Origin of the sequence: Anaerotignum sp. MSJ-24 (assembly GCF_018918145.1) — a bacterium.
Classification (GTDB): Bacteria; Bacillota; Clostridia; order Lachnospirales; family Anaerotignaceae; genus Metalachnospira.
This window is the reverse complement of the sequence record NZ_JAHLPX010000004.1, coordinates 65,023-88,481: the sequence shown is the minus strand read 5'-3', so window position 1 is coordinate 88,481 and position 23,459 is coordinate 65,023. Positions and strand designations below refer to the sequence as shown.

General features: G+C 40.0%; 25 protein-coding genes. All 25 read right to left on the bottom strand.

Features of this window, described 5'->3' with window-relative positions:
• Positions 1 to 81 precede the first annotated feature (81 nt).
• Positions 82 to 1,104 carry an electron transfer flavoprotein subunit alpha/FixB family protein gene (locus tag KQI66_RS03620; RefSeq protein WP_216427314.1) on the bottom strand — a complete coding sequence of 341 codons (1,023 nt, stop codon included), beginning with the start codon at positions 1,102 to 1,104 and terminating at the stop codon, positions 82 to 84.
• A gap of 53 nt (positions 1,105 to 1,157) precedes the next feature.
• The gene (locus KQI66_RS03615) at positions 1,158 to 1,952 is read right to left on the bottom strand and encodes an electron transfer flavoprotein subunit beta/FixA family protein (RefSeq protein WP_216427313.1); all 795 of its coding nucleotides are present in this window, start codon (positions 1,950 to 1,952) and stop codon (positions 1,158 to 1,160) included.
• Positions 1,953 to 2,025: 73 nt separating this feature from the next.
• On the bottom strand, positions 2,026 to 3,171 hold the full coding sequence (locus KQI66_RS03610) for an acyl-CoA dehydrogenase family protein (protein WP_216427312.1): 1,146 nt from the start codon (positions 3,169 to 3,171) through the stop codon (positions 2,026 to 2,028).
• A 382-nt stretch (positions 3,172 to 3,553) separates the two neighbouring features.
• Positions 3,554 to 4,096 (bottom strand): RNA 2',3'-cyclic phosphodiesterase, encoded by a 543-nt coding sequence (thpR, locus tag KQI66_RS03605; protein WP_216427311.1) that lies wholly within the window; start codon positions 4,094 to 4,096, stop codon positions 3,554 to 3,556.
• 138 nt (positions 4,097 to 4,234) lie between these two features.
• The gene (gene tkt, locus KQI66_RS03600; RefSeq protein WP_216427310.1) at positions 4,235 to 6,220 is read right to left on the bottom strand and encodes a transketolase; all 1,986 of its coding nucleotides are present in this window, start codon (positions 6,218 to 6,220) and stop codon (positions 4,235 to 4,237) included.
• Between the two features lie 17 nt (positions 6,221 to 6,237).
• Complete coding sequence (gene fsa, locus KQI66_RS03595; RefSeq protein WP_216427309.1) at positions 6,238 to 6,885, bottom strand: fructose-6-phosphate aldolase; 648 nt, start codon at positions 6,883 to 6,885, stop codon at positions 6,238 to 6,240.
• Positions 6,886 to 7,029: 144 nt separating this feature from the next.
• Positions 7,030 to 7,545, bottom strand: coding sequence for a MogA/MoaB family molybdenum cofactor biosynthesis protein (locus KQI66_RS03590; protein WP_253287653.1), 516 nt, complete (start codon positions 7,543 to 7,545; stop codon positions 7,030 to 7,032).
• 13 nt (positions 7,546 to 7,558) lie between these two features.
• Positions 7,559 to 8,596: a sulfate/molybdate ABC transporter ATP-binding protein gene (locus KQI66_RS03585; protein ID WP_216427308.1), complete on the bottom strand. Its 1,038-nt coding sequence runs from the start codon at positions 8,594 to 8,596 to the stop codon at positions 7,559 to 7,561.
• Positions 8,596 to 9,267, bottom strand: coding sequence for a molybdate ABC transporter permease subunit (modB, locus tag KQI66_RS03580; protein WP_216427307.1), 672 nt, complete (start codon positions 9,265 to 9,267; stop codon positions 8,596 to 8,598). Before modB ends, KQI66_RS03585 begins: the two co-directional genes overlap by 1 nt.
• A 27-nt stretch (positions 9,268 to 9,294) precedes the next feature.
• On the bottom strand, positions 9,295 to 10,146 hold the full coding sequence (gene modA, locus KQI66_RS03575; RefSeq protein WP_216427306.1) for a molybdate ABC transporter substrate-binding protein: 852 nt from the start codon (positions 10,144 to 10,146) through the stop codon (positions 9,295 to 9,297).
• 26 nt (positions 10,147 to 10,172) lie between these two features.
• The gene (locus KQI66_RS03570) at positions 10,173 to 11,195 is read right to left on the bottom strand and encodes a molybdopterin-binding protein (protein WP_216427305.1); all 1,023 of its coding nucleotides are present in this window, start codon (positions 11,193 to 11,195) and stop codon (positions 10,173 to 10,175) included.
• Positions 11,196 to 11,198: 3 nt separating this feature from the next.
• Positions 11,199 to 11,633, bottom strand: coding sequence for an MOSC domain-containing protein (locus tag KQI66_RS03565; RefSeq protein ID WP_216427304.1), 435 nt, complete (start codon positions 11,631 to 11,633; stop codon positions 11,199 to 11,201).
• Positions 11,621 to 12,094, bottom strand: coding sequence for a cyclic pyranopterin monophosphate synthase MoaC (moaC, locus tag KQI66_RS03560; protein ID WP_216427303.1), 474 nt, complete (start codon positions 12,092 to 12,094; stop codon positions 11,621 to 11,623). Before moaC ends, KQI66_RS03565 begins: the two co-directional genes overlap by 13 nt.
• Positions 12,095 to 12,201: 107 nt before the next feature.
• A complete protein-coding gene (locus tag KQI66_RS03555; protein WP_216427302.1) occupies positions 12,202 to 12,777 on the bottom strand; it encodes a hypothetical protein in 576 nt (191 codons plus the stop codon).
• Positions 12,778 to 12,836: 59 nt separating this feature from the next.
• On the bottom strand, positions 12,837 to 13,259 hold the full coding sequence (locus KQI66_RS03550; RefSeq protein WP_216427301.1) for an aspartate carbamoyltransferase regulatory subunit: 423 nt from the start codon (positions 13,257 to 13,259) through the stop codon (positions 12,837 to 12,839).
• Entirely contained in the window at positions 13,260 to 14,180 is a 921-nt protein-coding gene (gene pyrB / locus KQI66_RS03545; protein WP_216427300.1) for an aspartate carbamoyltransferase, read from the bottom strand.
• Positions 14,180 to 14,827: an orotate phosphoribosyltransferase gene (gene pyrE, locus KQI66_RS03540; protein WP_216427299.1), complete on the bottom strand. Its 648-nt coding sequence runs from the start codon at positions 14,825 to 14,827 to the stop codon at positions 14,180 to 14,182. The genes pyrB and pyrE overlap by 1 nt, the downstream gene beginning before the upstream one ends.
• An 18-nt stretch (positions 14,828 to 14,845) precedes the next feature.
• Positions 14,846 to 15,544, bottom strand: coding sequence for an orotidine-5'-phosphate decarboxylase (pyrF, locus tag KQI66_RS03535; protein WP_216427298.1), 699 nt, complete (start codon positions 15,542 to 15,544; stop codon positions 14,846 to 14,848).
• Complete coding sequence (locus KQI66_RS03530) at positions 15,544 to 16,455, bottom strand: dihydroorotate dehydrogenase (RefSeq protein ID WP_216427297.1); 912 nt, start codon at positions 16,453 to 16,455, stop codon at positions 15,544 to 15,546. Before KQI66_RS03530 ends, pyrF begins: the two co-directional genes overlap by 1 nt.
• Positions 16,449 to 17,180 (bottom strand): dihydroorotate dehydrogenase electron transfer subunit, encoded by a 732-nt coding sequence (locus tag KQI66_RS03525; RefSeq protein ID WP_216427296.1) that lies wholly within the window; start codon positions 17,178 to 17,180, stop codon positions 16,449 to 16,451. The genes KQI66_RS03530 and KQI66_RS03525 overlap by 7 nt, the downstream gene beginning before the upstream one ends.
• 13 nt (positions 17,181 to 17,193) lie before the next feature.
• Positions 17,194 to 18,450, bottom strand: coding sequence for a dihydroorotase (locus KQI66_RS03520; RefSeq protein ID WP_216427295.1), 1,257 nt, complete (start codon positions 18,448 to 18,450; stop codon positions 17,194 to 17,196).
• A gap of 410 nt (positions 18,451 to 18,860) precedes the next feature.
• Positions 18,861 to 21,077: a copper amine oxidase N-terminal domain-containing protein gene (locus tag KQI66_RS03515; RefSeq protein ID WP_216427294.1), complete on the bottom strand. Its 2,217-nt coding sequence runs from the start codon at positions 21,075 to 21,077 to the stop codon at positions 18,861 to 18,863.
• A 364-nt stretch (positions 21,078 to 21,441) separates the two neighbouring features.
• Positions 21,442 to 22,143 (bottom strand): ribonuclease III, encoded by a 702-nt coding sequence (gene rnc / locus KQI66_RS03510; protein WP_216427293.1) that lies wholly within the window; start codon positions 22,141 to 22,143, stop codon positions 21,442 to 21,444.
• Between the two features lie 4 nt (positions 22,144 to 22,147).
• On the bottom strand, positions 22,148 to 22,378 hold the full coding sequence (locus KQI66_RS03505; protein ID WP_216427292.1) for an acyl carrier protein: 231 nt from the start codon (positions 22,376 to 22,378) through the stop codon (positions 22,148 to 22,150).
• A 13-nt stretch (positions 22,379 to 22,391) separates the two neighbouring features.
• A complete protein-coding gene (gene plsX / locus KQI66_RS03500) occupies positions 22,392 to 23,438 on the bottom strand; it encodes a phosphate acyltransferase PlsX (RefSeq protein WP_253287652.1) in 1,047 nt (348 codons plus the stop codon).
• Positions 23,439 to 23,459: the final 21 nt, after the last annotated feature.

Here is a 23,459-nt window from a genome sequence, read left to right as displayed (position 1 = left end):
TGTTTGGCTTTAAACAGCAAAAATATACATAAAAAATGCCCTTCCGTTAAACGGAAGGGCATTGAATTCTACTTAATTTAATTACTGAGCAGCTTTTTCAGCTTTACGCTTTGCAATAGCTTCTGTTAACTTGGGAACGATAGCTTTAACATCGCCAACGATACCTAAGTCAGCTACATCAAAGATAGGAGCTGTATCGTTTATGTTGATTGCAACGATATATTCAGCACTTTCCATACCAGCAACGTGCTGGATAGCACCTGAAATACCGCATGCCATATAGAGATCAGGACGTACTGTCTTACCTGTCTGTCCAACCTGTCTGTCTTTTTCAATCCAGCCTGCGTCAACTGCAGCTCTTGATGCAGAAACTACACCACCGAGTACATCAGCAAGCTCCTGAAGTTTTCCGAAGAAATCGGGTGAACCGATACCACGTCCGCCTGAGATAAGAACCTTAGCTTCTGTAATATCAACTGCCTTTGAATCACCCTTAACAACTTCTCTGATCTTTACATTCATATCTGCATCTGTAAAGTCAACCTTGAAATCTACTACTTCGCCCTTTCTTGCTTCATCTTTAGCAAGAGCTTTCATAACGCCGGGACGTACAGTAGCCATCTGAGGTCTGTGGTCTTTACATACGATAGTAGCCATGATGTTACCACCGAATGCAGGACGAGTCATAAGTAATAATTTTGTATCGGGCATTGAATCGATTGTTCCGATGTCAAGCTTTGTACAATCGGCTGTAAGACCTGTATGTACTCTTGCTGATACACGGGGAGCAAGGTCACGTCCGATAGATGTAGCACCGAAAAGAACGATTTCGGGATCATTCTTTTTGATGATTTCGTTAAGAGCCTTTGCGTAAGGTTCTGTAACATATTCAGCAAGCATAGGATCATCAACAACAACTACCTTGTCAGCACCGTGCTGAATAAGGATTTCTGCTTTGTCTTTGATTCCGCTGCCTAATAATATAGCAACTACCTGCTGGCCTAAGTCAGCAGCAAGTTCTGTGGCTTTGCCTATAAGTTCTAATCCAACCTTCTGGAGTTCTCCGTCTCTCTGTTCTGCTAATACGTATACGTCTTTACTCATTAGCTTACCATTCCTTTCTGATTATTAGTCTTATGAAGTTAGTTTCCCATCAATTAGATAATATGTCTTTCCTCTAACTTAGCAACGATTGTTTCAACAGCATCTTCGGGTGAAAGATCTTTGTAGTAAAGTCCTTTGCCTTTAGCCTGTTTTGTGAATGACTGCTTAACGTTTGTAGGAGAACCCTTAAGACCGATATTAGCCATATCAACTGTGTCTTTAAGTTCTTCAAGTGTCCACACTTTAACTTCTTTTTCTCTGTATGCGTCAAAGATGCCGTGAACTGTCATATATCTGGGAGTTGCTAACTCTGCTAATGCTGTGATAAGGCACGGAGTTTTAACTTCGATTATATGATATCTATCTTCAAACTGTCTCTTAACAACAAGTTTGCCTTCTTCTGCTTCAACGATTTCTTCAGCGTATGAAACCTGAGGAATTCCAAGGTGCTCAGCAATCTGAGGACCAACCTGTGCTGTATCACCATCGATAGCCTGACGGCCTGTGATGATTACATCATAGTCAAGTTTCTTTAATGCAGCTGCGATTGTTGATGAAGTAGCCCATGTATCAGCGCCGCCGAATGCTCTGTCTGTTACAAGGATAGCTTCGTCACAACCCATAGCAAGAGCTTCTCTTAATGCAGCATCTGCCTGGGGAGGTCCCATGGAAACAACTGTAACTGTTCCGCCTACTTTTTCTTTTAACTGTAAAGCAGCTTCAATACCTGCTTTATCATCGGGATTTATAATACTGGGAACACCATCTCTGATGAGTGTATTTGTTTTTGGATCAAGCTTTACTTCTGTGGTATCAGGTACCTGTTTTGCACAAACAACTATTTTCATTGTCTTTCTCCTTCCGCATATTTATATAATAAAATTCAAAGAGAATCATTCATACTGTCGTAATTATGTAAGATTATTTACCAACCTTCATATGACCGGCAATAACCATCTTCTGAACTTCACTTGTTCCTTCATAAATTTCTACGATCTTAGCATCTCTCATCATTCTTTCAACATGGTACTCTCTCATGTAACCATATCCACCGAATAACTGAACGCATCTTCTGGTTATATCTGAACCAACTGTTGCACCGTAGTATTTACCCATACAAGCATACATACCGAAAGGAAGGCCAGCGTCTTTAGTACAAGCTGCTCTGTAGATGATAAGCTGAGCTGAGTCTGCTCTTGTCTTCATATCAGCAAGCTCGAACTGTGTATTCTGGAATGATCCGATTGTCTTTCCGAACTGTTTTCTCTGGCTTACATATTTAAGTGTTTCTTCGATAGCACCTTCAGCAATACCAAGACCGATAGCACCAACGCCAAGACGTCCAACGTCAAGAGTCTGCATGATCATCTTGAAGCCGTCGCCTTCTCTACCGATAAGGTTTTCCTTGGGAACTATACAGTTATCAAAGATAAGGTCAGCTGTTGCAGAAGCACGGATACCCATCTTCTTTTCATGCTTACCGATTGTGAAACCGGGAGCATCAGCAGGAATAACGAGTATTGACATACCCTTGTTTCCCTTTGTCTTATCTGTCATAACTACTGTTGTATAATATTTAGCTTCACCAGCGTTTGTAATGAAGCATTTTCTACCGTTTACTACATAGTGGTCACCGTCAAGGTAAGCCTTTGTCTGCTGCATAGCTGCATCAGAGCCAGCACCGGGTTCTGTAAGACCCATAGCACCCCAAGCTCTACCTGAGAGTAACTCAGGAAGGAATCTCATTTTCTGCTCTTCAGTACCAAACTGGTAAATAGGCCATGTTGCAAGTGATGAATGTGCAGCAATACCTGATGTAATAGATGCACAATATTTTGAAATCTCCTCAATAGCGATAACGTATGCAAGGTAATCTCCACCCTGTCCGCCGTATTTTTTAGGATACTGAATACCTAAAAGGCCTGCAGGTCCGAGCTTTTCCCAAATTTCTCTGGGGAATTCTTCTGTTTCATCCATTTCCTGCATTACTGGTTTAATTTCGTTCTCTACGAACTCTCTTACCATTTGTCTGAATAACAGGTGTTCTTTTGATAACGTAAAATCCATTAATACTTCCTCCTTTATCCTTGTAAAAAAATATAAACCATCAAAATTACCATAATCGTGTTTTGATGTTAATCAAAGTCTGCAGAATTCATCATTCCCCAAATTGCGACTTAACCTTCCGCCGACTTTAATTAAAGGTTGTCATACAATTTACAACAAATACTATGTTATATCTTTATGACCTTGCCTATCCTATATAATATACTACTGTTAATAATATGTCAATGTGTTTGTTTTACAAAAATCCACATTTTTTATATTAACTTAAATGAAAATACCATTTACGTTTTACAGCTTTTGCATAACACCTAATCATTTTAAATGAGATATATACTACAAATTAACTAATCAAAAAAATATTCAACCGAATTTCACAATTTTATTATAGAAGTTTTGCACTATACAACTTTTTGTATACAAGTTTTCCGTCAACTCGTTTACTTTCCATAAGGCTTATTTCTTTGACGATTATTTCGCCTATTTTCGGTTTAAACTTTTCAACAGCAATTTTTTTGTTATAAATCATAACAATCTCACGTCCGATAGTAATATGTGGAGAAAATTGTGCTCTTTCCCGCTTAAATCCCTGCTTTCCGAGACACTTTTCAAGCGTCTGATGTAGTCTGACAAGTTCCTTACTTTTATCGGTTCCGAGCCACATAATACACTCCTTTCCTCTATCAAAGTAACCTAAGTCTGTAAAATTCATTGTAAATTTTCTGTTAAGTGCAGCCGTTTCTTCTATTGCCGACGCAAGATTTTCAAGGTCATATTCGTCTGTTTCACCGATAAAATGCAATGTTAAATGTATATTATCCTTGTATGTGAACTTTCCGTGCTTACAATCTGTCCTAATTTGGTCTTGAAAATCGGCAATTTGTCTTTTTGTCTTTTCTTCAAAATCTATTGCTATAAAAGTACGCATAATAAAATTTTCTCCTTTTGTTTACGTAAATTTTTCATTCTAACACTTTTTTGTCTATTTTTTCAGAGGTATATTAGCACGCCGATAGACATAAAAATAGGCTGTGCATAAATGCACAGCCTTATTATACATTATAAATTATTTATTTACTACTTTTAAAACAGTTTCAACTACATTGTCAACCGTAAATCCGTATTTTTCAAAAAGCTTAGCCGCAGGAGCCGATGCACCATAGCCATGCATTGAAATAACCTCGCCGTCAAGTCCGACATATTTATACCAACCGAAATCAACAGCAGCCTCAACAGCAACTCTTTTTCTTACAGCCGAAGGAATTACGCTTTCCTTATATTCATCCGACTGTTCTTCAAATACTTCCCATGAAGGCATACTGATTACTCTTGCATCAATGCCCTTCTCCTGAAGAACATCCCATGCGTTATAAATAAGCTCAACCTCTGAACCTGTTGCCATAAGAAGTACGTCGGGAACATCTTTCTTGCTGTCCTTAAGCACATAAGCACCCTTAAGTGCAGCCTTTCCTGTTCCGTCAAGAAGAGGTAAGTTCTGTCTTGAAAGCACAATACCGGTAGGGCTTGTTGTTCTTTCAAGAGCCGCACACCAGGCAGCAGCAGTTTCTCTTGAATCACAGGGACGGAATACAGTGTAGTTGGGAATGCTTCTGAGAGCCGCAAGATGCTCAACAGGCTGATGAGTAGGACCGTCTTCTCCTACGCCGATGCTGTCGTGTGTGAATATGCTGATTACGGGAAGTCCCATAAGTGCTGACATTCTTAAGCCGGCTTTCATATAATCACTGAATACAAAGAAGCCTGCAATATAAGGTCTTAAGCCTCCGTGGAGATACATACCGTTTGCAATAACAGTCATGGCAAATTCTCTGATACCGAAGTGCATATTTGAGCCTGCTCTGTTTTCAGGTGAATAATATTCTCTGTCCTTCATTACACTCTTGTTTGAAGGTGCAAGGTCAGCAGAACCGCCCATAAGATTGGGAACAAGCTTTGAAAGCTTATTGAGAACCTTCTCTGAAGATGCTCTTGTTGCGATTGTTCCTTCATATGTCCAGTAATCCTCATTATTCATAAGGTCTGCAGAAGGCTTTTCACTATGCCATTCCTTCCACTGAGCCGCAAGCTCAGGATATTCCTTTTCGTATGCGGCAAAAAGTTCATTCCAAGCCTTTTCAGTTTCCGCATTCTTTGCATTGATTGCGGCAATGTGTTCCTTAACCTCATTGGGTACATAGAAGCTTTCTTCGTATTCCCAGCCGAGATTTTTCTTTGCAAGTGCAATTTCCTCTTCTCCGAGAGGCTCACCATGTGCAGATGCCTTGCCCTGTTTATTGGGTGCACCGTAGCCGATTTCTGTTATAACCTTGATTATAGTAGGCTTATTCTTTTCAGCCTTACCTTCTTTTATAGCTGCGTCGATTGCATCAACGTCGTTTCCGTCTTTAACTGTAAGTGTCTGCCAGCCATAAGCTTCAAATCTCTTGAGAACATCTTCATCAAATGATGTCTTAATATCTCCCTCGATTGTTATGCTGTTGCAGTCGTAAAGAAGAATGAGCTTTCCGAGCTTTAATGTTCCTGCAAGTGAAGCAGCCTCAGATGCAACGCCTTCCATAAGACAGCCGTCACCGCACATCGCATATGTGTAGTGGTCAACAACATCATAGCCGGGTTTATTGAACTCAGCGGCAAGATGTGTTTCGGCAATAGCCATGCCGACAGCAGCGGCAATGCCCTGTCCGAGAGGACCTGAGCTTATTTCAACACCGTCTGTCATTCCGTATTCGGGATGTCCGGGTGTAATGCTTGAAAGCTGACGGAATTCTTTAATATCGTCGATTGTTACATTGTATCCGAAAACATGAAGAAGTGAGTAAAGAAGTGCTGAACCGTGTCCGGCTGAAAGCACAAATCTATCTCTGTCTGCCCATTTTGAATCGGCAGGATTTATCTTCATATTCTTTGCCCAAAGAGTATATGCTGCCGGAGCCGCACCCATAGGAAGTCCCGGATGTCCGCTTTTTGCCTTCTGGATTGCTTCAACCGACAAAAATCTTAATGTATTTATAGTCAACTGATCAATATTCATTAGTTATTCCTCCCGAATTATTTCTTAGGTACGCCTTCCCAGTCCTTAAGAAATCTTTCAATACCGATGTCTGTAAGCGGATGCTTTGTCATCTGCATGATTACATTGAAAGGAACTGTTGCGATGTCGCAACCGATACGAGCCGCATGTGTAACATGAAGAGGATTTCTGATGCTTGCGGCAATGATTTCCGTTTCAATTCCCTGTACATTGAAAATATCAACGATTTCTTCGATAAGCTCCATACCGTCGCTGCCGATGTCGTCAATTCTTCCGATGAACGGGCTAACATATGTTGCGCCTGCTTTTGCGGCAAGAAGAGCCTGTGCTGCTGAGAAAATAAGTGTTACGTTTGTCTTGATTCCTTCAGCTGTAAGAATCTTAACTGCCTTAAGTCCTTCGGGAGTCATAGGAATTTTAATGATAATATTTTTATGGATTTTAGCAAGTTCTCTTGCTTCCTTAACCATACCCTCATGCTCAAGGCTGATAACCTCTGCACTGATGGGGCCGTCAACTATTGTTGTAATTTCCTTAACTACTTCAATAAAATCTCTGCCTTCCTTTGCAATGAGTGAAGGGTTTGTTGTAACTCCGCAGATAACTCCGAGCTCGTTAGCTTCTCTTATCTGATCAACGTTTGCGGTATCAATAAATAATTTCATTTTTTATCCTCCTGTGTTTTTTTAAATCACAATATATTACATTATCCATTTTAAATCACCGACAGCCATAAATCAATGAGAACTTAGTACATAAATAAGGCATATATACAAAAATTTATGACATTTTGTATATATGCCTTAATATCAGTTCTTTTTTTCGTCAATTATTTCAGCACAGTTCATAGGTTCTCCCCTTAAAATTCTCAAACCGTGCTTTACCGGTTCATTTACAGCCATAAAATTTTCCTCTGCCGCTTTGGGGCTTCCGGGAAGATTGATGACAAGTGAACGCTTGCGTATGCCTGCCGCAGCCCTGGACAAAATGGAACGTGATGTATACTTCATAGTCAGCATTCTCATTGTCTCCGGTATGCCGGGAACGATTTTTTCACATACAGCTATTGTTGCCTCCGGTGTTACATCTCTCGGAGCAAAGCCTGTTCCGCCTGTTGTAACAATAAGTGCTATGTCCTTTGCCGCCGCTTTTATTATAGCTTCAGATATTTTTTCCTTTTCATCGGGTACAATTTCCGTTAATACGACATTATAGCCATCATTCTCAAGCATTTTTGCAACAAGAGGGCCACCCTTATCCTCTCTTTCGCCTTTATAGCTTCTGTCGCTTACGGTTATTACCGCCGCTGTATAAATTTCTTCCATAAAATCACCTTTCTTATTTGAGAAGAAGAACGTCAACAGGTTTAATATAGATACTTATATTATCACCTGCCGATAATTTTTCAAGCATATTTTTGTCGGTATCGACTCTTATCAGATTGCCTTCTTCGGCATTTATCGGCTTAAGCATTATTATTGCTCCGAAAACGTCCTCAACAAGACGTTCAACGACACAGTCAATTTTGTTTTCCGTTACCTCAAAAGAAAAATAATGCGATCTTAAGCCGACAGCCTTTATGTCCTCTTCCGCATTTTCAGCCGATTTTAAATATATATTCAGCTTTGGCAGAAATATTACATTTTTTTTATCATCTGTTTTTTCTGCTTCAAAAATATTTTTACAGCCGGAAATTCTTGCCGCACCTGTTGTGTTCGGCTGTCTCATCATTTTATGTATTTCAAGCACCGGCTCACTTTTTCCGTCATTTATAATACACACCGCTTCGCAATTTCTGTATGCTTCATCTCGGTCATGCGTTACCATAACAGAAATAACACCGAATTTCTTTATGGTATCGGCAACCGTCATTTCCAGTTTCCATCTTATAAAGTTATCCAAAGCCGAAAACGGCTCGTCCAGCAATATTACCTCCGGCTCGCTTGCCAATATTCTTGCAAGCGCCACCCTCTGCTGTTGGCCTCCCGATATTTCTCCGGGATATTTGTCCTGTATGTCACGAATATAGAATTCATCAAGAAGGGAATTCAGCTTTTCGGTTTTATTTTCCGCCTTCATCGCAACAAGTATATTCTTTTTTACCGTCATATTCGGAAACAACGCATAATTCTGAAACAGATAACCTACGTTTCTTTTCTGCGGCTGTATATTTATGTGTTTGGACGAATCATACAGCACTCTTCCGTTAAGCTCAATATATCCGCTGTCCGGCTTTTCTATTCCGGCAATACACTTAAGTGTCATGCTTTTTCCGCTGCCGGACGCACCCAGAAGAGCAAGCTGACCGTCAGTTTCAAAATCCGATATAAGCTCAAAATTATGAAGTCTTTTTCTTATATGAACAATAAGCGACATTACTTATGTCCTCCGTTCTTTGCTTTCTTTTCCAAAAGATTTAACGAAACAAGCACAACAAATGAAATGACCACATTTATAAATACCCATTTATACGCAAGTGCGTCATTACCTTCTCTCCAAAGCTGATATACTGTTGTCGATATAGTTGCGGTTCTGCCGGGTGTATAGCCTGAAACCATACTCGTTGCACCGTATTCTCCTAAACCCCTTGCAAAAGAAAGCACAATACCTGCAAGTATTCCTTCCTTGCAGTTCGGAATTAAAATTTTCCAAAATATAAATGTATTTGAAAGCCCCAATGTTTTTCCTGCATAGATAAGATTTTTGTCAAAAGCCTCAAACGAGCTTCTAACCGTTCTGTACATAAGCGGAAACGTAACTATAATTACCGCTATAACCGATGCATACCATGTCATAGTTATTTTGGTATTAAACAACTGCATTAACATTTTTCCTACAGAACCGTTTTTCCCAATGCTTTTGAGTATAAAAAAACCTATTACAGTCGGCGGAAGAACAAGAGGAAGAGTAAGAATACAGTCCAATACTCCTTTTAACATTCTCGGTAGCTTTGCAATATAATACGCAAGAAAAATTCCGAAAAAAAATGTTATAACTGTAGCTATGGCGGCTATTCTTATTGAATTATAAAGTGGAAACCAGTCCATATTCTTACTCCTTTAAAAATTCGCTTCTTATTCTTCGGGTATAGAAAAGCCTACTGACTCAAATATGTCGGCACAAACATCTGTTTTAAGGTAAGCTAAAAATTCATTTGCTTTTTCTGCATTGGGTGCGTTCTTGATCACTGCCGCAGGGTATACGATAGGTTTATGTGTTCCTTCGGGTGCTGTTGCAACAACATCTACTTTTTCAGATGTGGCCGCATCTGTGCTGTAAACAACGCCACAATCTACCGCACCTTCTTCAACCTGTGCAAGAACCTCTTTTACATTTGAACCAAATGTGATTTTTCCGTCTGCATTAAGCTGATCCCAAATTCCCATATTTGTAAATATTTCCTCCGAATACTGACCAACGGGAACATCCGAATTTCCTAAAGCAATAAGCTTAACCTTATCTGTTCCAACATCTTCAAAGCTTGCTAAGCCTTTGGGATTTCCTTCGGGCGCAATAAGTACAACGCTATTTGACACAAGATTGAATCTTGTATCGTGATCAATAAAATCAAGACCATCGGGATTTGCCTCTGTGTCCTGTGTTGCGTCAAGCTGGTTCATCTGCTTCTGTGCGGCTGAAATGAATATATCACAGTCTGCACCTTCCTGAATCTGTGTTTTAAGAGTACCTGATGAATCAAAGTTAAACACAAGCTCAACACTGGGATCAACCTCTTTATACATTTCCGCAATCTGACTGAGTGTTTCTGTCATTGATGCCGCCGCAAACACTGTAACTGTTGATGTTTCCGCATTTTCCGCATCATTGTTTGATGTATCCTGTGTTGTCGTTGTTGTGTTTGATGAGCAGCCGGCAACACCTAAAGCCATAACAATAGCCGTTGCCATACATAAAAATTTCTTCATTTTTGTATTTCTCCTTATAAATTTAATTATTTACCAAAGGGACAGACAGGGTATCTGCACTCATTACAGCCAAGACAAAGTCCGCCGTTTCCCAATTTTACAATATCTTTTTTTGTTACCTTTATCCCTGCGGCAACCTTTGGCAATACAAGATCAAACACCGTTGCTCCGGCAAACATAACACAGCCGGGAAGTCCCATAATCGGCGTTCCGTCATCGAAATATCCCAAGAGGAACATTGCTCCCGGAAGCACAGGTGCTCCGTAGGTAATAATTTCTGCACCGCTGTTTTTTATTGCTTCGGGTGTATTGTCGTCGGGATCGACGCTCATACCGCCGGAACAAAGTATAATATCAACGCCTTTTTCTCTTATTTTCTTTATTGCGGCTATTATGTTGTCCATGCCGTCGTCAACAGTTATATGCTCCGTTGTTTCTATTCCGTATTGCTTAAGCTTATCAACTATAACAGGTGTAAAGGTGTCCTTAATAATTCCTTTGAATACCTCACTTCCAGTTGTGACTATTCCGGCTTTTTTCAGCTTATAGGGCGTAACCTTAAGTATAGGACAGTCATTTTGTATCTTTTCGCTTTCCTTAAGCTTTTCGTCCTTAACAACAAGCGGTATAACTCGCATTCCGGCAAGCTTATCGCCTTTTTTAACCGCTGTATTTCCATGTCTTGTCGCTATCATAATCTCGTCAAGCGAATTGATAGCGTCCAGCTTATCAACATCAACCTCGAAATATCCGTCTATTGTTGAAAAAGCCTCTATTTTTCCTTCCTTTATTGTTTCGGAAGGTCTTATATTCTCGTTATCGCAGAGCTTGTACAGTCTTTTTGCCGCATCGTTCTCATGGACCATGCCTTCTTCCATTTCCCATACATATAAATGCTCTTTTCCCATAGACAAAAGCATAGGAATATCCTCTTCCGTTATAATGTGTCCTTTTTTGAACTGTGCTCCCTTAAATTCGTCTTTAACTATTCTCGTAAGGTCGTGACAAAGCACATGACCAACCGCATCTTCCGTTTTTATAAGCTTCATATTCTATCTCTCCAATATTTCAATAATATCGCCTTTTCTGACTATTCCTTCTTTAATGACTATTGCAAAAATGCCTTCTGTCGGCATTACACACTTGCCGACCTTTTTCTTTATTTCGCAGTCGTTGTGGCATTCCTTGCCTATCTGTGTTACCTCAATAACCGTTTCGCCGACCTTGAGCCAAGTTCCGACTGGCAGATTTTTTAAATCAATACCGACTGTATTTATATTTTCAGCAAATATTCCATTCACAAGCTCTATGCCGTTTCCACGCATGGTATCAATGCTTTCTTCTGCCAACAGACTTATTTGTCTATGCCAGTTTCCGGCATGAGCATCGCCGACAATGCCATGATTTATTTTAAGCCGGATTTCATCAACCTCATGCTTTACTGTGCCTTTTTTCTCGCTTATGTTCACAGAAACTACTTCTGCCATTTGTAATCACCGCTCTTTCCGCCGGTTTTGCTTATGAGCTTTATCTCGCTTATCACCATATCCTTCTGCAATGCCTTGCACATATCGTATATAGTAAGAGCCGCCACCGATACAGCCGTAAGCGCCTCCATTTCGACACCGGTTTCGCCCTTGCATTTTACCCTGCTGAAAATCTCTATGTTATCGCTGTTTATATTAAAACTTATGTCTATTCCCGTTGTATTTATAGGGTGGCACATAGGAATTATGTCCGATGTTCTTTTTGCCGCCATTATTCCACCAACCTGTGCAACCGCAAGAACATCGCCTTTTTTTATACCTCCGCTTTTTATCATTTCAACTGTTTCTTTGTCCATATGGATAACACCGTATGCCTCTGCCGTTCTTAGTGTAATATTTTTTTCGGATACATCGACCATTCTTGCTCTGCCCTGTTCGTTTATGTGTGTTAAATCTTCCATTAAGCTCACCGCCTTTGATTTAATATATATTAGCATTATTCTTTAAAAAACACAACGCTATTTATGTACAAAAATAAGAGCCGCCTGTTGGCAACTCTTATAAGCGTTTATTTCATTAAAAATATGTATTTATACCAGAAAATCACAGCCATTGCTATTGATGCCGCAGTCTGGTTTATTTTTGCATATTTCAAAAGTCTTTCGGTATATTCCTCGTCCTCACAGTATTTACTGTAATAAAACACATAAAACATACTGCTCAGAATAATATCTACCGTCATAAAAAGCTCTGCTATGGTCAGTCTTACCTTCCAGAACAGACCTAAAGCAAAAACAAAATATGTTATGGCAATATAAACTATATGGTTCGTCAATGCACCCTTGACTGTCTTTTCCGCAAAAGCCTTATCTTCTTTGTTCTCTTTATAGGTATAATAATCCACAAAATAAAACAGCATAGGAAGTATTACAAGCAAAAGCTCAAGCCTTATGTATGTTTCTTCGGACGCAAACTTATCCAATGTCGCACCTATAAACCAGAATACAAGAATCATAAAAACCAGCATTCGGATTGGCGGCGTAAGGTTTTTTCCGTCCCAGTCGGAATGATATTTCATGTTTCTCAGGCTTATCATAACAAACACAAATGTCAGAAAAAATAAAAGTCCGATATATTCTGCCATAAAATCATCCTTTTTGAAAAATCCCTCTGTTGTTTAAAGCAGAGGGATTATATGCACAATTATCTGTCTTTTGCTCTTGTTTCACAGTAAATACATCTGTAAACGCCCTTTTCTCTGTCGGTAAGCTTGAAAATATGAGGAAGCTCCTGTTCAACAGATGTAATACATCTCGGATTTTTGCATTTAATTACATTTACAATTTTTTCGGGAAGCTCAAGGCTTTTCTTTTCGATAAGAACGCCATCCTTGATTATGTTTACGGTAAGTCCGTTGTCAACATAGCCGAGCACATCAAAATCAATATCAATAAGGCTGTCAATTTTAATAATGTCCTTTTTACCCTGTTTTTTGCTTTCGGCATTCTTTATTATCGCCACCTGGCAGTCAAGCTTTTCAAGTCCGAGTACCTCATAAAGATACATTCCCTTTCCGGCTTTGATATGGTCAATTACAATACCGTTTTTAATCGAATCAATCTTCATTTATTTTACCTCCATTCCAAGCATCTTAAGAATAAGCGCCATTCTTATAAATCTTCCGTTAAGTGCCTGTCTGAAATAGCATGCTCTTTCGTCATCATCAACGGCAACCGATATTTCGTTTACTCTCGGAAGCGGGTGGAGTATTCTCATTGTTTTCTTTGCATTCTTAAGCTTTTCAGGAGTAAGTATATAGCTGTCTTTAAGTCTTATATAATCCTGTTCATTGAAGAATCTTTCCTTCTGAACTCTTGTCATGTAGAGAATGTCAAGGTCGGGCATAGCGGCTTCAAGGTCGGGATTTTCTTCATAAGGTATTCCCTTCTTTTCGATTACGTCCACCTTTACATAATCGGGAAGCTTAAGCTCGTCCGGTGATATAAGCACAAACTTGATTCCTGTATATCTTGACATAGCCGCAATAAGCGAATGTACCGTTCTGCCGAACTTAAGGTCACCGCAAAGACCTATTGTAAGGTCGTTAAGTCTGCCCATTTCCCTATGAATTGTGAGAAGGTCGGTAAGCGTCTGCGTAGGGTGGTTATGTCCGCCGTCACCTGCATTTATTACCGGAACATCGGCCTTCATAGATGCAACAAGCGGAGCACCTTCCTTAGGGTGACGCATTGCGATTATGTCAGAATAACAGCTTACAACCTTGACTGTATCGGAAACGCTTTCGCCCTTAGACGCAGATGAGCTTGCGGCCTCCGAAAATCCAAGTACGCTTCCGCCGAGTGAAAGCATTGCGGATTCAAACGAAAGTCTTGTTCTTGTTGAAGGCTCAAAGAAAAGTGTAGCAAGCTTTTTGCCATGGCATACCTCTGCGTATTTCTGAGGATCTGCAATTATATCATCGGCAACGGCAATAAGCTCATCTATTTCATCTGTTGATAAATCTAAAATATCTATAAGACTTTTCATTATTTATTTCCTCCAATCCAGCTTTCATCATCGGGGTTATTTCTGAAAGCCATAAGTCTTGCTATATCCTCTTTTGCAATATAGCCTTCCTCTGCGGCGACCTCTGCGATTACGTCAAAGTTGGAAAGGCTGACATTCTTTACATTGGCTGCGGCAAGCTTATCAAGGCCTTTTTTCATGCCGTAAGTAAATATGCTGGCAATACCGAGAACCTCTGCACCTGCCTCACGAAGTGCCTCAACAACCTCAACGGCACTTCCTCCTGTTGATATAAGGTCTTCGATTACAACAACCTTCTGGCCTTTTTCAAGCTTTCCTTCTATTCTGTTGTTGCGGCCGTGATCCTTATTGCCCGAACGCACATAGCCCATAGGCATTCCGAGTATGTGTCCTGTTATAGCCGCATGAGCGATACCTGCTGTGCTTGTTCCCATAAGAACCTCACATTCGGGATAATGTGTTTTTACTACCTCCGCAAGTGCGTTTTCAACATCATCTCTTACCTTAGGTGCTGTAAGTGTAAGTCTGTTATCGCAGTAAATGGGGCTTTTAATTCCGCTTGCCCATGTGAAAGGCTCTTCCGGTCTTAAGAATACCGCTCCTATTGAAAGTAAATCTTTAGCTATTAATCTTTCTGTATTTTCCATTGAAATTCTCCTTTATAATTATCCTACAAACTCTTCAACGCATCTTTCATAAGCCTTAACCGGATCATCTGCCTGTGTTATCGGTCTTCCGACAACAATATAATCCGAGCCGATTTCCTTTGCCTTTGCCGGTGTTGTTATTCTTATCTGGTCGTCCTTTGCACTGTCCGCAAAACGGATTCCGGGTGTTACCGTAACAAAATCCTTACCGCATACATTATGAACAGCCTCGGACTCCATAGGTGAGCATACAACTCCGTCAAGGCCTGCCTTCTTTGCGTTTTCAGCATAGTGCATAACCGTCTTTTCAAGACTGCTGTTTATAAGAAGCTCACTCTGCATTCTGTCCTCGCTTGTTGATGTAAGCTGTGTTACGGCGATAAGAAGAGGTCTTGTGCCGTCCTCTCTTGTAAGGCCCGTAAGAGCCGCCTCCATCATTGCTATTGTGCCTGCCGCATGGATATTTACCATATCTATATCCAGAGAAGAAAGCACCTTCATTGCCTTCATAACAGTGTTGGGAATGTCGTGAAGCTTTAAATCGAGGAATATCTTATGTCCTCTTTTCTTTATCTCTCTTACAATCTGTGGGCCTTCTGCATAAAACAGCTCCATTCCGATTTTTACAAAGGGTTTCTTTCCTGTAAATTTGTCAAGGAATGCGAATGTTTCCTCTGCCGAATTAAAGTCACAGGCAATTATTACGTCTTTTCCCATCAGTGAGCACCTCCTATAATGCTTTTCAAATCATCTATTTTGTATTTTTCCATTACCTTTGGTAAGTTTTCAATTATATTTTTGCAGGCGAACGGCTCAACAAGATTTGCCGCACCGACCTGTACAGCTGTTGCTCCGGCAAGCATCATTTCTATTACATCCTCTGCCGTCGAAACGCCACCCATACCTATAATAGGAATATTAACAGCCTCATAAACCTGATAAACCATTCTGAGTGCAACCGGAAGTATTGCTGTTCCTGAAAAGCCGCCCATTTTGTTTGCAATAACAGGCTTTTTGGTCTTTAAATCTATTCTCATGCCGAGAAGTGTATTTATCATGCTAATACCATCGGCACCGTTTTCTTCACAGGCCTTTGCAATGGACACAATATCCGTTACATTAGGGCTTAATTTTATATAAACAGGCTTTGTTGTTACTTCCTTAACTGCTTTTGTTACCTTTGCCACATTTTCAGCAGATGTTCCGAAAGCCATACCGCCGTTATGCACATTTGGACAGCTTACGTTTATCTCGATTATTCCGACCTGTTCTTCCTTATCAATTCTTTCTGCACAGTAGGAATATTCATCAACGGAAAAGCCGCTTATATTTGCAATTACTTTTTTATTGAAGCATTTTTTAAGCTTAGGAAGCTCCTCGGATATTACCTTATCAATACCCGGATTTTGAAGTCCTACCGAATTAATCATTCCCATGGGACACTCTGCAATTCTCGGTGTAGGATTTCCGAATCTCGGTTCTTTTGTTGTTCCCTTGAACGAAAAACTTCCGAGTATGTTTATGTCATAAAGCTCTGCGAATTCATAACCGAAGCCGAATGTTCCGCTGGCAGGGATAACCGGATTGTCAAGCTCAAGTCCGCTTAATGTAACCTTTGTGTTTACCATATTATCTCCTCCATTTCAAGAACAGGGCCGTCCTTACAAATTCTCTTATTTCCGTATTTTGTTGCACAGCTGCAACCCATGCAGGCACCGAATCCACAGCCCATTCTTTCCTCAAAGCTGAGCTGTCCGCTTGTTTCGGCTGTATTATATATTGCCTTAAGCATAGGTTCTGGGCCGCACGAATATATATAGGTATATTTCATGTTTTTAAGTGCGTCTGTAACGAAGCCCTTCATTCCGTAGCTTCCGTCTGCCGTTGTTACCGTTACCTCTGCACCGAGAGCCTTAAATTCGTTTTCAAAGAACAATTCGTTTTCTTTATTAAAGCCAAGTATAACCTGCGGCTTTTTGCCTTCCGCAACAAGCTTTCTGCAAAGATTATACATGGGCGGAACTCCTGCACCTCCGCCGATAAGCACAGGCTCATTTCCACTTTTGGAAAGGTCATAGCCGTTTCCGAGTCCGGTAAGTATATCAAGCTTTTCTCCTGCACCAAGTTCTGCCATATATTCCGTTCCTTTTCCGACTACCTTATATATGAGTGTAAGCTCGTTATCATCATAATCACATACAGATATGGGACGTCTTAAGAAAAATCCGTCAAGCTTTATATTTACAAACTGTCCTGATGCCGTTATTCCGGAGCAATCGCCACCGAGAACCATTTTATAGGTATTTTCGGCTATTTTTGTATTTGCTTTTACTTCAAAAATACTCTGTTTCATAAAATCACCATTCTCATGCTTTCCATACTATTTTTCCGCCAACCATAGTCATAACGCATTTTCCCTTTACCGATTTTCCTTCAAAGGGTGTGCTTTTTCCCATTGAGAGAAATTCATCGGGATTTATTTTATACTCAGCATTAAGGTCAAACACCGTAATATCGGCTTTTTCTCCGACCTTTATTTCAGAGCCGATACCGAATATTTTTCTTGCATTGATATTCAACAGCTCCATAAGCTTTTCAAGAGAAATTATATTCTTTTCAACAAGCTCCGTATAAAGCACCGGAAACGCCGTTTCTATTCCGACAACACCCATAAGGCTGTCCTTAAGCCCCTTTGACTTTTCCTCTTTGCTATGCGGTGCATGGTCGGTAGCTATCACATCTATTGTGCCGTCCTTTATGCCTTCTATCAACGCAAGCCTGTCCGACTTATCTCTGAGCGGAGGATTCATTTTGAATCTGCCCTCTTCTTGAATATCCATATCGTCAAGCACAAGATAATGCGGTGCTGTTTCACAGGTTACATCAAGTCCGTCCTTTTTAGCCTGTCTTATGAGTTCAACACTTTCCTTTGTGGATATATGGCAGACATGATATTTACAGCCTGTTTCCTTAACCAGCTTTAAGTCACGCTCAATCTGTTTCCATTCGCTTTCCGAACATATACCCTTATGTCCGTGAAGCTCTGCATATTTTCCTTTATGAATATATCCGCCGTTAAGCAGTGTATTATCTTCGCAATGCGCAACAATCATTTTCCCGAGACTTTTTGCCTTAAGCATTGCCGCACGCATCATATCATCATTCTGCACGCCTTTGCCGTCGTCGGAAAAAGCAACGGCATATTCTGCCATGCCATCAAGGTCAGCCATTTCCCTGCCCTGTTCTCCGACAGTTATTGCTCCGTACGGATAAACATGGATAACAGCGTCATTTTCGATTGCCTTAACCTCTTCAAGAATATTTTCTCTGCTGTCCGGAACAGGTTTAAGGTTAGGCATTGCACAGACTGAAGTATATCCGCCGTGTGCCGCCGCCATTGTTCCGGTCTTAATTGTTTCTTTATACAAAAATCCCGGCTCTCTGAGATGAACATGTACATCTGTAAAACCGGGAAATATAAACAAATTATTAAAATCAAAAGAAACGCTGTCATTATAACAGCCGGCACCAACGGAAACAATTATATTATCTTCTATAAAAATATCGGTTTTCTTGAATTCATTATCTGTAAATACAGTCGCATTTTTCAATAAATACCCCATAAAAATCCTCCGTTCCTTATATACCGCGTGATATTTTATCATCATTGTTATGCTCTGTCAAGGGTGATTTTAAGTATATTTAAAATTAGTTTTATCTAATATAACTTTACCATTATATACGGTTCACCGCAAGACATATTGTTTAGTAAGACGTTCATTTTTAAGCGGAAGGTATTAGGAAACCGCAAGCGAGATTCATTCCCGCTGAGGAGAATTGATAATTTCAAAAATTTTTTAAAATTTATTGAAATTATTAATTCAAATTTAAACAAAACAAAAAACGATTAGTTTTTGCCTTAGGGCGTACACGCCCCCAAAAAATGAGGCCTCCGGTTTCCCGGAGACCTCGGTCCCATATAATTAAAATTGGCTTTAATTTTAATTACCTTAAATTAATTTGTACAGAACAATTAGTTAAGTGTTACTGTGCCGGAAGCCTCTGTCCAGTTGATTGCACTGATACCAAGTGAGTTAGCAAGATCTCTTACAGGGATAAATGTTCTGTCGTTTACGATAGCTGCTGTTGTGTTCATAGCAACAGGTGTACCGTTGATGTACATTGTTCTTGAACCGATTGTCATAGAGATGATTCTCTGTCCGCTGAGTACTGTTACTGTTCTGCTTGCATTGTCCCAGTTAACTGTTGCACCGAATGCTTCTGAGATTGCTCTTACAGGAAGCATTGTGTAGTTTTCGCTGTTGATGTATGCAGGAGCGTCAAGGTTAACTGTTTCTGTTCCAACTGCCATTGTTGAAGCACCAACTGTGATGATGATCTTCTTGTTTGTTGTTGAGTCATCCTGATCACGAGCTGATGTGATTACGTCAACATAGCTGTCATTTACTGTTACTGCTTTGTACTTGAAGATTGCAGCTTCTTCATCATCATATTCATCTTTGTCAGGTGAAGAGTTTTCCCAGAGAATGTTGATAGCACCATCATTCTGTCTGCTGTATCCACCTAAGTTCTGAAGAGCATATCCGCCTACAGGAAGAGTTCTGTCAAGGTAAAGTTCAAGACCGCTGATAACGATTGTTGAAGCCTCTGTTGACTCGTCGTTTACTGTTACTGTAAGTAATGCTTTGTCAAATCTTGTTTCATAAAGGTTAGCTGAAGGATAGTTGTCGTCGATATCAACATCAACATCGATGTCACCTTCTGTAACTTCTGCTTTACCAGCATCTTCGAAGTCCATCTTTTCAACGCCAAGGATGATCTGATCGTCTTCTTTAAGGATACCTTCTTCAGCTTCTGTAATAACGATATCGTTTACAGGTACATATCTGTAGTCAATAAGTACTTCGCTTGTCTTAGCTGTAATTGTGTAAGGGGCTTTAACTGTAGCTACCTTAAGTGTTACGTCGTCGAACTGTCCGCCGAGTGTAACGTTTACATCACCTGAAAATGTAGGTGCTGCATTAAGAACGAATTTAACATCAAGGTCAGTCTTATTTGACTCATTGTTGTTCTTTGAGTAGTTCTTGATTGTTACAACGTTTCCGTCGATTTCACTTGTAAAATCGTCATTTCCGTTGCCTTTGAATTCAACATCTGCTACTTCGATTCCTTCAGGGAATGTAAATGTAGCTTTTCTTGATGTGTTAAGAATATCGCCTGTGTTTTCTTCAATTGATACCTTAAGTGTATTTGTGTCGTCGTTGTAAGCACCTGCCCAGATTACAGGAAGTTCTTTGTCTTCAACTGAGTATGTTACAGCTTCTTTAACCATCTTAGCAACCTCAAGCTTAATGTTTGAGAATTCCTTAGGTGAAGCAAGTGATGATACTGTGATTGTAGCAACATCGCCAACCTTGCATTTCTTAAGAGGTTTTAATGTAAGCTTTGAAATAGTCATTTCAGAGCACATATTAGGTTCGAAATCTGTTCCATCGAATACGATTTCGATTTCGTTGTCTTTAATGACATTGATTTCAGCTGAAACACCTTTCTCGTTAAGGAATGAAACTTCTGCATCATCCTGATCTTCTGTGAATTTCCAGTTTCCGCTGAGCTTAAGTTTGATTGAACCGCCCTCAAACACTTTGGGTGTAAGTTCTTTAAGTGTTATCTCGTTGATTGCTTTTTCATCATCGGCATCTTCTACAAAAGTCTTAACTTTTACTGGTTCATAAGTGATATCACCCTTCTGCGCTGTTGCAATTACAACGTCATTTTTGCTAAATTCTACAACGTTACTTGTAAATTTTGCAACTACATCGCCTTCTCCGATAGCTTTAACAATCAAAGGAATAACGCAAGCGCTACCTTTCTGTACCATGTTATATTTTTCTGCATCGATTGTAATTACAGCTTTATCATCGTCCTTGATAACAACCTTTTTGATGCCAACTCTTCCTTCGTCATTTACTTGCATCTGGTAATCTTTGTCACTGTCGTCATCAACACGAGCAAATTCACCATTAACAAGTGTAACAGTTACATCAAAATCTTCATTACGTTTTACTTCATCATTGTCTCTTTTGAGTTCAACTCTTGATGTAAAGATTTTATCTGTTGCAACCTGGATTTCGTCAGCTACTGTAACCTTTGTTGCTGCGAAAGCTGTTGCAGGTACCATTGCTACTGTCATAACAGCTGCAATAAGTAATGCCAATTTTCTTTTCATCTTTTTTCCTCCTTTAATTTTAAATGTACGTATTGGCTTATACAAATTGACCGATACATTCATAAAGCACCTTGTTTTCTGCCGTTTTGTCGGGTAAACGGTTATGCACAATGTACAACATGCACATATCTATCAATTAGTATATGTTCATTTTACCCCCCCCGGAAAATGTCAAGGGTTTTTGGCATTTTGTAACATAACTGTAACATTAGCATTTATACCTTTATCCACAGCCTTGCATTTTTCACCGATATGCGAGCATATCGGTTTGACATTTTCCCTGATCGGCAAACAACCAAATAGGTACACAAATAAAAAACACCACATTTCTGCAAATCGGAAATGTGGTGCATTCTTCTTAATCTTATTTAATAATATTCATTTCTTTAAGAGCATTCAATGCCGCCGCCTGTTCGGCCTCTTTTTTGCTCTTGCCTTTTCCTGTTCCGAGAACATCTTTGCCATGTCTTACGGCTGATGTAAACACCTTATTATGGTCAGGGCCTTCTTCATTTATTATTTCATAATGAAGCGGTTCCTTGCTTACCTTCTGGATTTCCTCCTGAAGACGTGTTTTACAGTCAATGATGTTCAATGTTTCTCTTATCCTGTTTACCGTATCGGTAAGCTGTCCGAGTATGTGCTTTCTTGCCGCCTCTATTCCGCCGTCAAGATATATAGCACCTATAACAGCCTCAAAGGCATCGGCAAGTATTGAATCTCTCTTTCTGCCGCCGGTTGCCTCTTCGCCTCTGCCGAGCATAAGAAATTCGCTTAAGCCTATAATTCTTGCTCTTTCGGCAAGACTTCCTTCGCATACGGTTCCGGCTCTGAGCTTTGTCAGTTCGCCCTCAGGCATATGCGGAAAAAGCTTATATATATAGTCGCTTATAACAAGCTCAAGAACAGCATCGCCCAAAAATTCGATACGTTCATTATTATCATACTTTTCAATATGCTTTTCATTGGCATAGGAGCTGTGCGTAAACGCTTTTTTGAGCAAATCAATATTATTAAATTTATAGTTGATTGTATTTTCAAATATGCTCAAATCTGTATTATTCATTATCTTACTCCGCTGTCATTTCGCTTATATAGTTTATTGCGTCCTTAACTGTCTTAATCTTTTCTGTATCGTCAGTATCAAATGTCACTTCGTATGCGTCCTCAAGTGCAGAAATCACCTGAAAGAAATCAAATGAGTCAACTTCCAAATCGGCAAAAACTGTGTTTTCGTTAATATCAGCCTCCGGAAGTCCGAGCTGTTCAGCAATTATACTTATAACTTTAGATGTATCCATAAAATATCTCCTTTTATTTCTGGATTAAACTCTCGATTTTAGCAACAGTATCATTTTCAATAAAGCTTATGCTCTGCTTTATACAATTTGTTATAGCCGGAGCCTTACAGCTTCCGTGTACCTTCATAACAAGCGACTTTAAGCCGACATAAGGTGCACCGCCGACGTTATCGGAATCAAGACTATTCTTGATGTTTCCGAAGGGTGTTTTAAGTGCCGCTGCCGCAAGCTTATATGGGCCTTTTGTTATTTCGCCTTTAATTCTTCCGAAAAGGCTCTTGCATACGCCTTCGGTTGTCTTAAGAATAGTATTTCCGACAAAGCCGTCGCATACAACTACGTCAACCACACCGAAAGGAATATCTATCATTTCGGCATAGCCTTTAAAATTAATGTCTGCATTCTCAAGCAAAGAATAAGCCTCTTTAACCAAAGCATTTCCCTTTTCTCTTTCAACACCGATATTGGCAAGACCTACCGTAGGATTTTTTATGCCGAGAACGGTTTCCGCATAAACAGAACCCATTTTTGCAAACTGCTCAAGATAATGCGGTTTGCAATCGACATTTGCACCACTGTCGAGAAGCAGTGAATATCCTTTGGCATTAGGTAAACATGTTGCAAGGGCCGGTCTGTCAATTCCTTTTATTCTTCCGACAGTTACTGTTCCGCCGACAAAAAGTGCGCCTGTGCTTCCGGCTGAAATAAAAGCCGAAGCCTTATTTTCTTTAACAAGATTAAGTCCGACCATCAATGAAGAGTTTTTCTTCTTGCGGACTGCCTCCGTAGGTACTTCCTCGGTGCTTATCACTTCATCAGCGTTGACTATTTCTATGCTGTCCTCATCAAATGTATATGCCGCAAGCTCTTTTTTTACAACTTCTTCCTGTCCTACAAGAAGAACCTTTACAGGATAGAGCTTAACAGCCTCCGCAACGCCTTTAACTATTTCATAGGGTGCATTATCTCCGCCCATGGCGTCAACTGCAACAGTAATATTTCTTTCCAACATATCCACCTCTTTATCAATACGGTAATAAATAAATAAGGCAGCTAACATGCAGCTGCCTTAAGGTTTATG

Bases quoted from the DNA above. Each gene is read 5' to 3' on its own strand.
- KQI66_RS03620 (WP_216427314.1), bottom strand. From the start codon at position 1,104: ATGAGTAAAGACGTATACGTATTAGCAGAACAGAGAGACGGAGAACTC.
- KQI66_RS03615 (WP_216427313.1), bottom strand. From the start codon at position 1,952: ATGAAAATAGTTGTTTGTGCAAAACAGGTACCTGATACCACAGAAGTA.
- KQI66_RS03610 (WP_216427312.1), bottom strand. From the start codon at position 3,171: ATGGATTTTACGTTATCAAAAGAACACCTGTTATTCAGACAAATGGTA.
- thpR (WP_216427311.1), bottom strand. From the start codon at position 4,096: ATGCGTACTTTTATAGCAATAGATTTTGAAGAAAAGACAAAAAGACAA.
- tkt (WP_216427310.1), bottom strand. From the start codon at position 6,220: ATGAATATTGATCAGTTGACTATAAATACATTAAGATTTTTGTCGGTT.
- fsa (WP_216427309.1), bottom strand. From the start codon at position 6,885: ATGAAATTATTTATTGATACCGCAAACGTTGATCAGATAAGAGAAGCT.
- KQI66_RS03590 (WP_253287653.1), bottom strand. From the start codon at position 7,545: ATGGAAGAAATTTATACAGCGGCGGTAATAACCGTAAGCGACAGAAGC.
- KQI66_RS03585 (WP_216427308.1), bottom strand. From the start codon at position 8,596: ATGTCGCTTATTGTTCATATAAGAAAAAGACTTCATAATTTTGAGCTT.
- modB (WP_216427307.1), bottom strand. From the start codon at position 9,267: ATGGACTGGTTTCCACTTTATAATTCAATAAGAATAGCCGCCATAGCT.
- modA (WP_216427306.1), bottom strand. From the start codon at position 10,146: ATGAAGAAATTTTTATGTATGGCAACGGCTATTGTTATGGCTTTAGGT.
- KQI66_RS03570 (WP_216427305.1), bottom strand. From the start codon at position 11,195: ATGAAGCTTATAAAAACGGAAGATGCGGTTGGTCATGTGCTTTGTCAC.
- KQI66_RS03565 (WP_216427304.1), bottom strand. From the start codon at position 11,633: ATGGCAGAAGTAGTTTCTGTGAACATAAGCGAGAAAAAAGGCACAGTA.
- moaC (WP_216427303.1), bottom strand. From the start codon at position 12,094: ATGGAAGATTTAACACACATAAACGAACAGGGCAGAGCAAGAATGGTC.
- KQI66_RS03555 (WP_216427302.1), bottom strand. From the start codon at position 12,777: ATGGCAGAATATATCGGACTTTTATTTTTTCTGACATTTGTGTTTGTT.
- KQI66_RS03550 (WP_216427301.1), bottom strand. From the start codon at position 13,259: ATGAAGATTGATTCGATTAAAAACGGTATTGTAATTGACCATATCAAA.
- pyrB (WP_216427300.1), bottom strand. From the start codon at position 14,180: ATGAAAAGTCTTATAGATATTTTAGATTTATCAACAGATGAAATAGAT.
- pyrE (WP_216427299.1), bottom strand. From the start codon at position 14,827: ATGGAAAATACAGAAAGATTAATAGCTAAAGATTTACTTTCAATAGGA.
- pyrF (WP_216427298.1), bottom strand. From the start codon at position 15,544: ATGGGAAAAGACGTAATAATTGCCTGTGACTTTAATTCGGCAGAGGAA.
- KQI66_RS03530 (WP_216427297.1), bottom strand. From the start codon at position 16,455: ATGGTAAACACAAAGGTTACATTAAGCGGACTTGAGCTTGACAATCCG.
- KQI66_RS03525 (WP_216427296.1), bottom strand. From the start codon at position 17,180: ATGAAACAGAGTATTTTTGAAGTAAAAGCAAATACAAAAATAGCCGAA.
- KQI66_RS03520 (WP_216427295.1), bottom strand. From the start codon at position 18,450: ATGGGGTATTTATTGAAAAATGCGACTGTATTTACAGATAATGAATTC.
- KQI66_RS03515 (WP_216427294.1), bottom strand. From the start codon at position 21,077: ATGAAAAGAAAATTGGCATTACTTATTGCAGCTGTTATGACAGTAGCA.
- rnc (WP_216427293.1), bottom strand. From the start codon at position 22,143: ATGAATAATACAGATTTGAGCATATTTGAAAATACAATCAACTATAAA.
- KQI66_RS03505 (WP_216427292.1), bottom strand. From the start codon at position 22,378: ATGGATACATCTAAAGTTATAAGTATAATTGCTGAACAGCTCGGACTT.
- plsX (WP_253287652.1), bottom strand. From the start codon at position 23,438: ATGTTAGCTGCCTTATTTATTTATTACCGTATTGATAAAGAGGTGGAT.